Genomic DNA, 14,911 nt, shown 5'->3' with positions numbered 1-14,911 from the left:
TTACCCTTCCCAGGACCACTGATCTACGTTGTTTACGATGGACCAGCCGTGGCCGTGCGGATGGATTTTCTGCTCCGCAACCTGAAGGCCGTCCCTCACAAAATACAGATGATCCACATTGCACAGCCAGATCCACGGGATATCTCCGTCCTGCGTGACGCCGGTCGTGCCGTCCCACTGGGCCTGCTGCCACAGCTCATACGACTCTTCCAGGGAGTCTGCCTCCAGGGCCGCGTCCATATAAGCGTCCACGGTCTCGTTGCCGTACGGCGAATACTCTGCCAGACCGATTCCCGTATCGGAAAGCGTATGGTAAATATTGTACAGTTCCATCGGCGTATGCGCTCCCCAGCCCCATACCAGAGGGTCCGACTGCGCGCGGTCATAAGCCACGTCCCAGCCCACGCCTTCTGTCGTCACTTCGATGCCCAGCTCCCGGAGCTGGTTGGCCGTATCCTCCGCAAGAGCCTGACGGACAGAATCGCCGGTACTGAACATCAGCGTAAACTCTGCGCGCACGCCGTCCTTCTCACGGATTCCGTCGCTGCCTTCCGTCCATCCTGCTTCGTCCAGGATCCTTTTCGCTTCTTCCAGGTCATATTCCACCTCGGCGCCACTGTTGTACCACGGCATCTTGTCGCATACGCTGTACGCCGCCATACCATAACCGTTCAGCACATTGTCGATCATCTCCTGGCGGTCAATGCCGATATTGATAGCCCGTCTCACATTTACGTCCGAAGTAAACGCGTTCCCATATACGATCCCGTCTGCTTCCTCCGGTTCCGTACACGGGAGATTGAAGCCGCGGTTGTCCACCGTCTGGACGCTCAGCAGCCCGTATCCGTCTATCTCCTGGTCGCTGTAAGAGGCCGCCGTGTGCGCCACGTCCACCTGTCCCGCCATGGCTGCCGCCAGCGCCGCATCTTCTTCCATGAACAGCACCGTCACTTTTTTGATCTTCGGCTCTTCCCCGTAATAATCCGGGTTAGCCTCAAAGATCACCTGCTGGCCCTGATCCCACTGCGCCATGATATAACGGCCGGAGCCGATGGGGTTCATCCCGTAGTTCTCAGCATACGCATGCTCCGGGACGATTCCCACGATCGCCATGGTGTACGGCCAGATGGAGTAAGGCCTCGTCATATGAAATTCCACCGTCGTATCGTCCACTGCCACCGCTTCTTCCATCATGGTAAAATCGTTGACCGAGCTCTTTTCTTTGCAGTTATTGTATGTAAACGCCACATCCTCCGCCGTCAGCGGCTCTCCGTCCGTAAATTTCACATCGTCACGGATCTTCACGGTCCAGGTCAGGCCGTCCCCGCTCACACTGTATTCCGTCGCCAGATCGGTATCGATCTGGAGATCCTGCGTGGTCACGGTCAATGTGCTCTGGATCAGCGGTTCATGCACATGCTCTCCCGCTCCCCATCCGTACGCCGGATCAAATCCGGAAGAGGGCTCCGATGTGGGCGGCATGGTGACGACGACCTCGTCCTTCACTGCGGTCTCTTCTGCCGCTGCCCCCTGGGCATCCGTCTCATCTCCGCCCTCCTGCGTATCCGCTGTCTGCGTCTGCTGTGTCTCCTGTGTCCCGACCTCTCCCCGGCCGCATCCTGCAAATACACCTGAAACCCATATCACCGCGCACAAAAAAGCGGCTGCTTTTCTCTTCATAATCTCCCTCCTTCATAAGTTTGACAAGAGTGTAGCAATCCGCTTTTTTCATCACAAGCCCCGGTGGGGGATTCCGGCCATTCCAAGTCAGAATGAAGCCATAACTGATTCAGTTTTTATCCAGATCTACCGTGATCTCATAATAATCGCAAGGATGCGCCGTCAGTCCGGTTACCCCTTCTCCTGAAACGATCGACATCTTCAGATGGGAAGCAAAGACAAATGCGTTGTCGTCCAGGATCGTCTGCGTCATCTTCGTAGCCAGCACCGCGCGTTCCTCGGGGTCGAAGGTGCCGCTCATCTGCTCTTCCAGTTCTTCCAGCCGGTCGCTGTGATATCCGCCCCGGTTCTTGGTAGAATCATCCAGGCAGTGAGTGGTAAAGAAATATTCCGGGTCTCCGGTGGGGGCGCAGACAAAAGCGCTCGCATAGATGTCCCATTCACCGTTTTCGATAAAATCCAGATGATTGGCGGTACAGTTCACCTCTACCAGGATACCGATCTCTTTCAGCGACGCCTGTACGCTCTCTGCCAGAAGCGGCAGCTCCTGTCTGCTGGGATAAGTCAGCCAGCGGATCGAGAGGATCTCGCCGTCCTTGTCCACATAGCCGTCGCCGTCCGTATCAGTCCATCCGGAAGCGGCCAGGAGCCTTCTGGATTCCTCCGGATCATAAGGCTGCGCAGTCACAGAAGCATCGCCGAACGCGAAGCTCTCCGGAAACGGCCCATTGGCCGCGCTTCCGTTGCCTTCCAGCAATACCTGTGTGAATCCCTCTTTATCAATGGCCCCGGCAATGGCCGCACGCACATTGGGATCCTGCAGCGCCTCCGTCGCGTAGTTCATCTGCGCGAAAAACGATCTGGACGTCTCCACGGAAGAGATGGTATAAGGATCATTTGCGAACAGGGACAGACTGGAATAAGGGAGTCCGTATGCCGCGTCCAGTTCTCCGGTCTGCATGGCCATCGTCATCGTATCGCCGTCCGTGATCGTCCGGACGTAGATCGTATCCAGTTTGGGCGTCCCGTTCCAGAAATTCTCGTTTTTCACCAGTGTCAGTCCCACGTCCGTCTCCACTTCTGTCGCACGGTACGGGCCCGTGCCCGACACATTCCCGTCTTCGGTGATGCCCGCCTGCATATCGATGATGCAGCCATAAGGGTCGGCCAAATAATTCATCAACGCCGGGACCGGCTCCTGCGTGCGGATCGTCAGCGTCTGTCCGTCTGCTGTAATCTCCCGGATCTTCAGATCTCCTTTCGCGCGTTCATGCACCTCGACCAGGTGATCCAGGCATTCCTTTACCGCCTCCGCGTCCATGGCTCTTCCACTGGTAAATGTCACTCCGTCCCGCAGCGTGACGACCCAGGTATTTTCGTCCACCAGTTCATACCCCGTGGCCAGCCACGGTTCCAGTTCCATGGAATCAGAATACTTGAATAAAGTTTCCCCAATCCCGTACCGGATGCACGCCCATCCGGAATAACCATTATGCGGATTGACGTCTTTCTCGTCATTTTCCGCGTTAAACGTGGTATCGCCGTAATAAAACACCTTTTCGCCCGTGCTCTCCGCTGTCCCCTGCTCCGGCGAACCGCAGCCGGACAAAAGGCAGACAGCCAGAAGACAGACGGTCAAAATACCGGATCTTTTTTTCATCGATATATTCCTCCATGCTTTTCATTACAATGATGTTGGGGTCCCAAGGCCGAAAATCCTCCTGCAGGCAAGCTTGCATCGGATTTCCGGCCTTTTGACCCTGGTATCATCACAATATAGCTTCTACCAGCAGTCTGGTATAAGATTCCCTGGGATTCTGGATCACCTCATCCGGAATGCCCTCCTCTATGATCTTTCCCTGATACATGATCAGTACCCGGCTGCAAAGATACTGCACCAACGCAAGATCATGGCTGATCAGCAGAAGAGACATGCCGTTCTCTTCCTGAAGGCGTTTCAGAAGCGCGGCAATTTGTGCCTGTACGGTCACGTCCAGCGCGCTGGTCGCTTCATCGCAGATCAGCAGCTGAGGTTCTACTGCCAGCGCCCTGGCGATCGCCGCCCGCTGGCATTCTCCTCCGCTTGCTTCATGGGGATATCTGTAAAAAAATCTTCTGTCCAGTTCCACCAGATCCAGCATCTCACAGGCCCTTTCCTTTGCCTGCTTCTTTCCCATTCCCTGATTGCACATACCCTCCATGATTCCGTCTCCCAGCGTGCGCCTGGGGTCAAAGGAATCCTGCGGTGTCTGAAATACCATCTGTACTTTTCCGTCCAGACGGACGCTTCCCTCCTCAGGCATGATCAGACGGGTTATGATCTTTGCGATGGTGCTTTTTCCGCATCCGCTTTCTCCCGCCAGTCCCAGACATTCGCCTTTTCCGATATGGAAGGATACTCCGTCCACCGCTTCAAAAGGCACTCTGTTTTTATAAAATACTTTTTTCAGATCTTTTGCTTCCAGAATATTCTGCATACTGCCTCCCGGCCTGCCTGTCAGGCCTGTCTTCTGCGCACGCGCAGTACGGCGTCCGTCAGTTTCCTGGTATACGGATCCTGAGGGCTGCGGATCACCGTCCCGGCATCTCCATATTCCACCAGCTTTCCCTGATACATTACCGCGATCTTATCTGCCATATATTCCACCACGCCGATGTTGTGGGTGACGACCACGATGCCTGTCCCGTACAGATCTCTCATCCGCATCATTTCCCGCACGGCCTGTTTCTGTACCGTCACATCCAGCGCGCTGGTAGGTTCATCCGCCAGCAACAGATCCGGTTTCAGAATCATCGCCATCAGGATTCCTGCCCTCTGGCTCATTCCCCCGGACAGTTCAAAAGGATAACTGTCCAGGATCCTGTCTCCGTCGGAAAGGCCCAGTTTCCCCAGAAGCTCCTTTGCCTGTCCCCGAATCTCCTCCCGGCCCATATCTGTATGTTCCCGGACACACTCACACAGCTGGTCTCCTACCGTCCGCACCGGACAAAGCGCCGCTCCGGTATTCTGGAATATCATGCCCATACCGGGTCCTCTCAGCTTCCGGGCTTCCTCGCCCTTCCTATGAGTTATATTCTGCCCCTTATAGAAGATCTCTCCTCCTGTGACCGATCCCCCGCTTCCCAGAAGGCCCATCACCGACCGCAGCAGCGTGCTCTTCCCGCTGCCGGATTCTCCTACGATCCCCAGGATCTCTCCGGGATTCATCTGCAGGGACACATCCCGGACAACTGTTTCTCCGTCATAGGAGATACTGACATGCCTCATATCCAACAGCGGCTGACTCATATCACTCTCTCCTCCTTTTTCCGCGGTATCTGGGATCCAGGAAATCCCGTACTGTATCTCCGGTCAGGTTAAAAACCATAACCGTCAGAAAGATCGCGCATCCCGGCGAAAGGATCACCCAGGGCGCGGTCTGGAGCATGCTTCTTCCGTTGCTCATCATGGATCCCCATTCTGCCGTGGGCGGAGCCGCTCCCAGCCCCAGGAAAGAAAGTCCTGATATCTCCATGATCATCGTCCCGATATCCAGAACCGCGGTCACAATGACCTGCCCGGCGATATTGGGAATGATATGCTTCCGGATGATTTTCCACGTACCGGAACCGGACAGTCTGGCCGCCATAATATACGGAGCGTCCTTCACAGCCAGCACCTGGCTCCTGGTGATACGGGCATATCGGGGCCAGGAAATACACGCCAGCGCGATCACCGCATTCAGCACGCCCCCGTTTAACACGCTCGCCGCCGCGATGGCAAATACCATCCCCGGAAAAGCCAGAAACACATCCGAGACTCTCATCAGGAAAGAATCCAGCTTCCCGCCGTAATATCCGCAGACGATCCCTACCGCACCGCCTGCCAGAGTAATGATTGCCACCAGAAGCAGCGCAGAAAAGATCGTGGTCCGGGACCCCATGATCACCCTGGACAGCATATCCCGCCCGTACCGGTCCGTGCCGAGCAGGTGATCCGGCCCCGGAGGCTGCAGCGCATTTGACAGATCCTGCGCGTAAGGATCATACGGCGTCAGATAAGGAGCAAAAACAGCAATCAAGATGACACAGAGAGTCAATATTCCAAAGATCAAAAGTTTATATCCTGCGGCTCTTCCCGCCTTTCTTTTTCGTCCTGCCATCACGCTTCCTCCTGCCCCAGGCGGATCCGCGGATCCAGATAATGATAGATCAGATCTGTGGCCAGGTTAATGACCACATAGATCACTGCCATCCAGATCACGTAGGCCTGAATCACCGGATAGTCCCGCATGGCAATGGCGTCCACTGCCATCTTGCCCACGCCGTCCCACATGAAGATGGATTCTACGATGGCAGTCCCTCCCAGAAGGGATCCGACAGAAAGCGCCAGCAGCGTGATAATCGTCAGCATGGATGTTTTCAAAACGCTTCCAAAAAGGATCTTTCTTTCCCTGACGCCTCTCGCTCTTGCCCCTGTCACGTAATCTTTCTTCAGTTCTTCCAGGACCGCCGCCCGGACTTGTCTCGTATACTTTGACGCCATGGCAATGGCCAGAGTCAAAGTGGGAAGGACAATGCTTTTCCATCCCCCGCTGCTGCCCATAACCGGAAAAAGCCCTAATTTCAGGGAAAAGAAATAGATCAGCAGAAGTGATACGAAAAAGTTCGGAAGAGAATTGCCGATAAAGCTCAGGAAACGGATCAGATAGTCTGTGAAATGATTCTGCCGCACTGCCGACAGTATCCCTAGCGGGACAGAAATCAAGATCGTAACCAGCACCGATGAAACAGTCAGACTGATCGTCGCCGGGAGTTTCGAGACAAATTCCGGAAACACCGGACGGCCGGATACGAAGGACTCTCCCATATCTCCCTGCAGCGCCCGCAGCAGCCATCTCCCATACTGCTCCGGAAGAGGACGGTCAAGCCCCAGTTCTTCTCTCATCTCCTGCTTTTCTTCCTCCGTCAGCGCGCTCCCTGTGGAAGATTCCATCACGTCGATGACATCTGCCGTTCCTACATTCATAAGAATAAAAGACAGCAGCGTGATTCCGAACAAAATCGGAACCAGCTGCAGTACTCTTTTCAATATATATCTTTTCATACCTGTGTCCTGCTCTTTTTCTCCGCGCAGATCTGGAACAGAGGCGTCGCCTCATAGTGTACCTTTTCCCACTCTTCCCACACACGTTCACCCGCATTGGAGATCAGGGCCACAAGCTCCAGGTCTGTCTCCCTCAAAGCCTCCGCGTCCCATTCCGGACGGTGTTTCCTGGAAAGAGGCAGTTCTCTTGCCAGATTCTCCAGATATTTTGCCCGTTTTCCTCCCAGCTGGTCATGGACAATCCCCGGATACAGTTCATGATATCTGGCATGCGCCGCGTCGTGGCGTTTTTTCTGCTCTTTGTCGAAAAGATACAGATACCAGTTGGCGTCAAAATACACCATGCGTCCGCCCGGACGAAGCACCCTTTTCCACTCTTTCAGAGCGCCTTCGGGATCCTCCATGTTCCAGAGCACATTCCTGGAAACCACCAGATCAAAACTCTCCGACTCCAGCGGAAGATGTTTCCCGTCGTAGGAAAGGAAACGGATCTGCGCGCCATATGCCTCCGCATTTTCTTCGGCGTGTCGGAGCATCTCCTCCGTCACATCCACGGCTGTCACATGATGTCCTGCCAGAGCCAGGTTCATGGCAAAAAAGCCGGGTCCCGTACCCACATCCAGGATCTTGAGACTCTCTCCTTCCGGCGCATATTCCAGGATCATATCTCTCCATACATCCCTGCGCCAGTCGTTCATCTCCGCCACATTCTGACGGGAATAGCTCTCAGAGCGCACGCCCCAGTATGATTTAAGTCCATCCAGAACTTCTTTTTTGCCATCACCGCACACAGTCACGGAAATTTCCTGACAGACGGCTGCTGTTCCCTGTTTACTCATACTTTATTCTACCTCACTTTACGCTACCTATTATACGAACCAGAAAATAATACCGCAACCCCGCCGGGGGGTTGCGTATCCATTCCATTTTTTTATCCATTTATTCCAATCAGATATGCTCCTGGATGAAACGCAAAAACTTGTCTGCCCATTTCCCGGGAATCTCCCCATCTTTCCGGATATATCCGAAGCAGACCGGCCTGTCCTCTCCACTGAGAGAGATTCCCTGACGCCGCCCCGGCTCTTCTCCCGCGTCCAGATAATCGCCGCTGATATTTCCGAGGCCTGTACGGCAGAGAAGATCATTCATCACATAATCGCTGTTGGTTATCACAGCCACCTGGATGTTATTCCTGCCGTCTTTTCCTCCCGTCATGCCCCAGGACCGGTCCAGAGAAAATTCATCCTCATAGCACTGCACCAGTCTAACGGGCCTGCGCAGGTCCTGTCCGGCCGAATCCGGTTCTTTCTCTCCGGAACCATCCCCCGGATACAGCATCGCGCGCACTCTTTTTAACTCTGTAAACGCCAGATGGCCCCGTTCCAGCTGATACTCAAAAAAAGGCATCTGATCTTCCATCACATAGACAAATCCCAGTTCGTCGATTCCTCTGGCACACCTGCGGATCACTTCCTCCGTACTGGCTGTGACCACATGAAAGCAGACGTTTTCCTGCTGGTTCGCATTGTAGAAATCCGCAAAACAGGCAGAGATCCAGGAACTGGGGTTAAAAGAGACATGCAGTTCTTCCGCGCTGTCGGTTCTGGACAAAGACATCATCTCTTCCATGTTGTCCATGACTCTGCATGCATATTCATAGACCTGCTCTCCCCTGGCCGTAAGGCGGATCCCTCTGGTCTCCCGCGCGAAGATCGGAAATCCCAGTTCTTCCTCCAGAGACCGGATCACTTTGCTTACATTGGGCTGCGTCGTATACAGCACCTCCGCCGCTCTGCTGAATGATTTCAGGTCGGCACAGACCACCAGGTACTGCAGCTGCTTTGTCTCTATCATAATATCCTCCAAAGATGACTCTATGTGAAAAAAGCCGGGGGACGATACCCTCAGCTTTTCACCGCGCTCACCAGAAACATGGGAGTCGATGCATAGTTTACTTTTTCTTCCTGATCCCAGACCCTTTTCCATACCTGTTCATCTGCCCAGACCTGCGCTCCGCTGCAGGCGCGCAGCGTCTTCAGATCCCATGCGGGACGCATGGTCCGGCTCATGGGTACTTGTCTGGCGATCTCTTCCATGGCGTCAATATCTGTGCAGGTATAATGATCGTCCAGATGAAGCGCTTCCACCGCCCGGCGGTCCTTCTCGTACTCCCGACGCTTTTCCTCGTCGAACAGATGATGGTACCAATTGGCGTCAAAATTCAGGAGACGGCCTCCTTCTTTCAGGACCCGCATCCATTCCGCATAGGCTCTCTCCGGCTCTTCCAGATTCCAGGTCAGATTCCTGGAGATGACCACGTCGAACGTGTGATCGGGAAATGTCAGATGCTGGGCGTCCATCCTGCAGAAATGTATCTTTTCTGCCAGAGCGCCCGCATTCTTTCTCGCCTCTTCCAGCATGGCTTCCGTATAATCCACCGCCGTCACATCATATCCCTGCCGGGCAAGCAGAATGGCAAAAAATCCGGGGCCCGTACCCACATCCAGGATTTTCAGCGCCTTCCCTTCCGGCAGATACCGGGAAATTTCCCGAAGCCACACCCGATCCTGCCCTGTGGACAGTTCATGCTGATTTACCTGAGAATAGCCCTCGGCCCTTCCTGTCCAGTAGTGCTCTATCTGTGATAAAATCATATGATCTTCCTCCGATTTTCAACATCAGAAAAAGTTTATCATACGCCAGAAACACACACAAGCCGGGTGGGGGGATACTTTTGGCTGCATCTGTTATTTCAGGAAACCGCTTACGATCTGTTCTTCCGCTTCCTTCTCCGTCAGCCCCAGCGTCATCAGCTTGATGATCTGGTCTCCGGCGATCTTGCCGATGGCTGCCTCGTGGATCAGGCTGGCATCCAGATGGTTGGCGTCCAGAGAGGGCACTGCGTTCACATGTCCCTGATCCATCAGGATCGCGTCGCATTCTGTATGTCCGTAGCACTCATTATTTCCGCAGATCTTGGAATTGAAAACCTGAGTCGATTCGCCCTTCGCCACAGAACGGGACACTACATTGGCCGTGGATCCCTTACCGTTCAGATCCACCTGGAAATTCGTCTCCGCGTACTGCTTTCCGTGAGTCATGATTTTTTCTTTAATGATCAGTGTGGCTCCGTCATCCAGGTCGGCTTCCGTCTCACGGATCGTGGAATCCACACCCTTAATCTGGGTCGTCTCCATCTCCATGTAGCTGTCCGCGTCCATATGAATGACTGTGGTAGGATTCAGAATCCTTTCTCCGGTTCCTTCTCCTTCTCCATAATGTTTCTCTACGTATTTTACTTTGGCGTTTTTGCCAATGTGGAATGTATGGATACCGTCATGCTCCGTCGTATCGTCTCCGCCGCAGTGGATACCGCATCCGGCCACAATCGTCACATCCGCGTCTTCTCCGATGTAAAAATCATTATATACAAGATCTTTCAGTCCGTTCTGGCTGACGATCACAGGGATATGCACGCTCTCGTTTTTGGTGCCCGGCTTGATGATAATGTCGATGCCCGGTTTATCTTCTTTGCTTACAATATCGATATTGGCAGTCGTATTGCGTCCGGCAAGGGATCCGTTGGAACGGATATTGTATGCGCCTTCCGGCACGCCGTGGAGATCCGCGATCTTCTCCAGCATGTGCATCTGCAGCTGATCTATTTTCTGCTCCATCTTCTGTCCCTCCTTCTATACAATCTTGTCCATCAATGTGCTGCACGCCTCTGAGGAAGTCAGAAGCTTCGGCAGGATCTCTTCCCGGCTCCCCTGCATGGTCACTTCCCCGTCCGCAATCACGACGATGCTGTCCGCAATGTTCAGGATCCGTTCCTGATGAGAGATGATAAGGATCGATCCGTTAATGGATTCTCTCATCCCTTCAAATACACGGATCAGATTGTTGAAGCTCCAGAGGTCGATCCCTGCCTCCGGCTCGTCAAAGATGGAGAGCTTTGTGCCTCTCGCGATCACCATGGCGATCTCTATCCGCTTCAGTTCTCCGCCTGACAGGGACGCGTTGACCTCCCTGTTAATGTAATCTTTCGCGCAGAGTCCCACTTCCGACAGGTATTTGCACGCTCTGTTCAGCGATAACGGCTCCCCGTGCGCCAGATTGATCAGATCCAGTACCGTCAGTCCTTTAAAACGCACCGGCTGCTGGAATGCGAAACTGATTCCTTTCTTCGCACGGTCTGTGATAGACAACTCTGTAATGTCCTCTCCGTTGAACAAAATACGTCCCGACGTTGGCTTCACGATACCGGCGATGATCTTTGCCATCGTGGATTTTCCGCCGCCGTTCGGTCCCGTGACCGCTACAAAACTGTCTTCTATCTTCAAATTTACATGTTTCAGAATTCCTTTTTCTTTGGAATCTTCTGTAACCTGATAACAGATATCCTGTAACTCGAGCATATATCCGCCTCCTGTGTATCATTTTCCATGGAGCGCCGGCGGCACTCCATTAAATTATGATAACAGTGTAGAAATTCTTTGGCAAGACCTATTTCGGGAAATCTCAGGAAGTTTTTTTCTCAGTTTTTTTCCGGTTTTTTCTCACGTACCGGAACAGTCCCGCCGCGGCAGCGCACAAAACTGCTGCGGCAGCGGCGCCCTCCCATGCTGGAACTTTTTCCAGTTCTAAAATGTACCCGCTTTTTTCCATGTGCAGATCAGCGGCCAGAAAACTGCCTGTCTTTTCAGTCTCCGGCATACCGTCCGCCAACGCAGTTTCTCCGGAAATCACAGCCAGACAGTTCCCCCTACGGGAGCTTTTCACTCTCAGGGAAACCTCTGATCTCAGGTTCTCCTCCTGATCAATCTGATAAACGTAAACGCCTTTTAACCGATAAGCGCCGGACAGCCCCTGTTCTTCCAGCATCTGCTCGAAACTCGCTGATTTTTCCTCGGACACTTCTCTGACTTCCAGCGAGCTGTCCGGATAAAATTCTCCTCCCAGCAGGATCTGTACATTCCCATCTTCCGTACCTGCCGACAGAGAAGGAATATACGCACGGTATATGGAATGCACCGACAGATTCCTCCTGACAGAGCTCAGATCCTTGCTCTCCCAGAAAACATATTCCCCTTCAGGAGCGTCAAGCTGCGGATAGTCTTCCTCCGGCAGACTGTCCCCATAAGAAAAACTGCCCTGCCATACGACATCGTCTCCATCCACAAAGCGCACGGTAAATTCCCGGAAATTCCCGGGCATGTCATTTATCGACAGCATTTCCTCATAGCTTACCGACGCGGCTTCGCTCTGCCTGGTCACTCCGTCCACGGCCCCGCTGCCGTTATCTACAAAATAGTTGTCATTCACAGTTCCTTTTGCATCTCCCGCGACGGCTCCTCTGTACGCGCCTTCTTCATCGGGTTCCAGATAGGCACAGATATAGCATCCGCTGATATCTTCTCCCTTTCCTGCCGCGCCTCCCAGATAGGATTTGCCGCCAACGCCTCCCAGGAAATAACAGTCCCGGATCAAAAGTTCCGACCGTCCGGCAATTCCGCCCACATAGCTTCCGTCCTCTGCCTGTACATCCTCATAACTCTCGCAGGAAGCAATCACGCCATAATCTGCCTTTCCCGCAATGCCTCCGGCATAGTCTTTCTCCACCAGCACCGCCGCCGTATTGACACAGTCCATGACAAGCGCCTGGACATGTCTGGTGATCGTCTCTTCTTCATCATTTTCATCCTCGTCTTTTTCGCCCAGAAGATCCGACATCCATCCGGAGATGTCCCCGGACCCGTCTTTTGAAATACTTCCGACGATTCCGCCGCCCTGGCTGTCCGCCCGGATCTCTCCGGAATTATCACAGGATACGATCTTCCCGTTTTCTTCCGTCCCGTCCATCAGTTCCGACATATCCACGTAAACGGACCGGTCTTCGATCCTGCGCGACAGATCGTCCAGACCGTCGGATAAAATTCCCCGGATATTTTTAAAACACTGTTTCATATCATCCATGCGGTCCAAGAGCGTATCCAGATCGCTCTCCAGAGTCTCTCCTGTCAGATCCGCCCGGTCGGAAACGCCGTCACCCCGGCTCTGCAGATCTTCTCTCATCCCATCCAGTTCGTCCCCGAAATCATCCAGCGTGTCCTGGACAGATGAAATCAGCGCCTGAATCTGATCGTCCATTGTGATAAAATCCTGACGCAGGCTCTCCGCTCTTCCAGGCAGCGTGCCGAGGGTTTCCACGATTCCCTGCAGCTGGACGCGGATATCTTCACCGAGCTCTTTTAGTTCCTGTATCAGAGCAGCCGCCTGGGCAGCCTCCGCTTCTCCCGGAAGCAGGGATCCTTCCGTTGTCTGCACATATGCCACCCGAATCATCCTGCCTGCGGCGGAGGCGGTATCCGCCCCCTCTTCTTCCTCCGCAGACTCCTCCGGTTCTGCGGCAGGTTCCGCAGTCTCTACATCGGACGTTTCTGTCTCCACGGCGGGCTCCTCCTGCGCCGCGGCGGGTTCCTCTGCATCAGCGGCAGATTCCCCTGTCTCAACGGCGGGTGCCTCCGGCTCCTCCCCGGATTTCCCTGCCTCCCCGGCAGGCTCCTCCTGCGCCGCGGCAGATCCCTCCGCATCAGCGGCAGGTCCCTCTGTCTCAGCGGCGGGTGTCTCCGGCTCCTCCCCGGATTCCTCTGGCCCCGCGTCAGACGTCTCCTGTTCGTCGGCAGTTCCTTCCTCCGCCGGGACATCGTCGGTTTCTCCCGGGTCTTCCTCCCCGGCTCCGGCGCTCTGCAGATACCCCTCCAGTGCCTTTAGTTTTTCTTCAAGCTCACCCATCTGAGCCTGATACTGCTCCAGAACTGTCTGGAGCTCCCCTCCGGTCTGCTCCGCATACGGTTTCAGCAGTTCCAGGATCTCCTGCATGCGCTGCATGTCGTTTCTGATCTGAGCCGTCCGTTCTGTCAGGGCTTCCAGATCCATGCCGAGCTGCATACCGTCGATCGTATCTTCCAGCGCGTCGATCCGGTCCTGCAGTTCATCCCGTCCTTCTTCCGCAAGATTTCCATAATCATCCAGATAACCGCTGACCGACGCGCGGAGGCTTTCCAGCTGGTCCGACAGCGCATCCACATTATCCCACAGATGGTCCCCGGTCTGCTCCGCGGCGTCCGCAAAAGCATCCGCCGCGTCGGACAAGGCGTCCAGCTCGTCTTCCAGTTCCCCGCGGTACTCCCGGTCATAGGCAGCCGCTTCGTAAGGCTCAAAATATCCTGCTATTCCTCCTACGCATTCTCCGCCGGACACGACGCCCTCATTCCGGCTGTAAGTCAGGCTGCCGCTCTGGCTTCCGGCAATTCCTCCCACAGCTTTTCCTAGATGCTCGTATCCCACGGTACCCTGGTTGACACAGTACGCGATCGTACCGGACGACACGCCGGCGATTCCTCCGGTACGATCCGAGCGCTCATCCTTTGCAAGGCCTGTCACAGCATTCGGAATAGAGACTTCCATTCTGCCGTCCCCGTCCATCTCCTTTTTTACTTCCTGGCTGGTATTGATTCCTCCGGTATTGACACAGTCGGTGACAATTCCCTCATTACAGCCGGCGATCCCTCCGGTACTCTCCCTTCCGTCGATCAGCGCCTCATTCGTACACCGCTGTATTTTCCCGGTCTCCTGATTCACCCCGGCGATTCCTCCGGTCTGGTTCTGCCCGTTCAGCGTCCCGCGGCTGACGCAGTTTCGTATAGTACCTGCGTTGTTCCCGGCTATGATCCCCACATGTTCCTGGTCTTCACCGCCCAGTATCTCTGCTTCCACCGTCAGATTAAGAATCGAGCCATCTTCTCCCACATACCGGAACAGCCCGTAGTCCGACGTCCCTTCCTCCAGAACCAGTCCCGTGATCTGATGACCGTTTCCGTCAAACGTCCCATTCATCACAGGTATACAGATATCCTGATACCCGCTCAGATCCAGATCCGCCTCCAGACGGAAAATTTTCCCGGTGGAAAACGTTTCTTCCCTGCATTGATCCGCCAGAATCAGGAGTTCATCCTCACTGGAGACCGGGATGGGCTGTGGCTCCTCCGCCTGTACATGTATTCCTGTCTGTGCTGTTAAAATCGATGCCGTCAATATGGCAGCCAGCATCATTTTTATTTTCTGTGTAACTTTTCTTTTCAT

The 14,911-nt window shown here is 54.3% G+C and carries 12 protein-coding genes; all 12 read right to left on the bottom strand.

Annotation, left to right across the window (positions count from 1 at the left end):
• Positions 1 to 1,680 (bottom strand): ABC transporter substrate-binding protein, encoded by a 1,680-nt coding sequence (locus tag B5F29_RS11240; RefSeq protein ID WP_087154729.1) that lies wholly within the window; start codon positions 1,678 to 1,680, stop codon positions 1 to 3.
• A 109-nt stretch (positions 1,681 to 1,789) separates the two neighbouring features.
• Positions 1,790 to 3,340, bottom strand: a complete 1,551-nt coding sequence (locus B5F29_RS11235; RefSeq protein ID WP_087154728.1) for an ABC transporter substrate-binding protein — start codon at positions 3,338 to 3,340, stop codon at positions 1,790 to 1,792.
• Positions 3,341 to 3,449: 109 nt separating this feature from the next.
• The gene (locus B5F29_RS11230) at positions 3,450 to 4,157 is read right to left on the bottom strand and encodes an ABC transporter ATP-binding protein (protein WP_087154727.1); all 708 of its coding nucleotides are present in this window, start codon (positions 4,155 to 4,157) and stop codon (positions 3,450 to 3,452) included.
• A gap of 20 nt (positions 4,158 to 4,177) precedes the next feature.
• Positions 4,178 to 4,969 carry an ABC transporter ATP-binding protein gene (locus B5F29_RS11225; RefSeq protein ID WP_087154726.1) on the bottom strand — a complete coding sequence of 264 codons (792 nt, stop codon included), beginning with the start codon at positions 4,967 to 4,969 and terminating at the stop codon, positions 4,178 to 4,180.
• Position 4,970: 1 nt separating this feature from the next.
• Positions 4,971 to 5,822: a nickel transporter permease gene (nikC, locus tag B5F29_RS11220; protein WP_087154725.1), complete on the bottom strand. Its 852-nt coding sequence runs from the start codon at positions 5,820 to 5,822 to the stop codon at positions 4,971 to 4,973.
• Positions 5,822 to 6,766: a nickel ABC transporter permease gene (nikB, locus tag B5F29_RS11215; RefSeq protein ID WP_087154724.1), complete on the bottom strand. Its 945-nt coding sequence runs from the start codon at positions 6,764 to 6,766 to the stop codon at positions 5,822 to 5,824. The genes nikC and nikB overlap by 1 nt, the downstream gene beginning before the upstream one ends.
• The gene (locus tag B5F29_RS11210) at positions 6,763 to 7,605 is read right to left on the bottom strand and encodes a class I SAM-dependent methyltransferase (RefSeq protein ID WP_087154723.1); all 843 of its coding nucleotides are present in this window, start codon (positions 7,603 to 7,605) and stop codon (positions 6,763 to 6,765) included. The genes nikB and B5F29_RS11210 overlap by 4 nt, the downstream gene beginning before the upstream one ends.
• A 109-nt stretch (positions 7,606 to 7,714) precedes the next feature.
• The gene (locus B5F29_RS11205; protein WP_162608411.1) at positions 7,715 to 8,620 is read right to left on the bottom strand and encodes a LysR family transcriptional regulator; all 906 of its coding nucleotides are present in this window, start codon (positions 8,618 to 8,620) and stop codon (positions 7,715 to 7,717) included.
• Between the two features lie 50 nt (positions 8,621 to 8,670).
• Positions 8,671 to 9,420, bottom strand: a complete 750-nt coding sequence (locus B5F29_RS11200) for a class I SAM-dependent methyltransferase (RefSeq protein ID WP_087154721.1) — start codon at positions 9,418 to 9,420, stop codon at positions 8,671 to 8,673.
• Between the two features lie 93 nt (positions 9,421 to 9,513).
• On the bottom strand, positions 9,514 to 10,443 hold the full coding sequence (locus B5F29_RS11195; RefSeq protein WP_164488378.1) for a SufB/SufD family protein: 930 nt from the start codon (positions 10,441 to 10,443) through the stop codon (positions 9,514 to 9,516).
• A 15-nt stretch (positions 10,444 to 10,458) separates the two neighbouring features.
• The gene (locus B5F29_RS11190) at positions 10,459 to 11,184 is read right to left on the bottom strand and encodes an ABC transporter ATP-binding protein (protein ID WP_087154720.1); all 726 of its coding nucleotides are present in this window, start codon (positions 11,182 to 11,184) and stop codon (positions 10,459 to 10,461) included.
• A gap of 103 nt (positions 11,185 to 11,287) precedes the next feature.
• Entirely contained in the window at positions 11,288 to 14,911 is a 3,624-nt protein-coding gene (locus B5F29_RS11185; protein ID WP_143449149.1) for a coiled-coil domain-containing protein, read from the bottom strand.

This window comes from Lachnoclostridium sp. An196, from assembly GCF_002160135.1.
GTDB lineage: Bacteria > Bacillota > Clostridia > Lachnospirales > Lachnospiraceae > Hominiventricola > Hominiventricola avistercoris.
The sequence above is the reverse complement of the archived record's forward strand: the minus strand, read 5'-3'. Positions and strand labels throughout refer to the sequence as shown.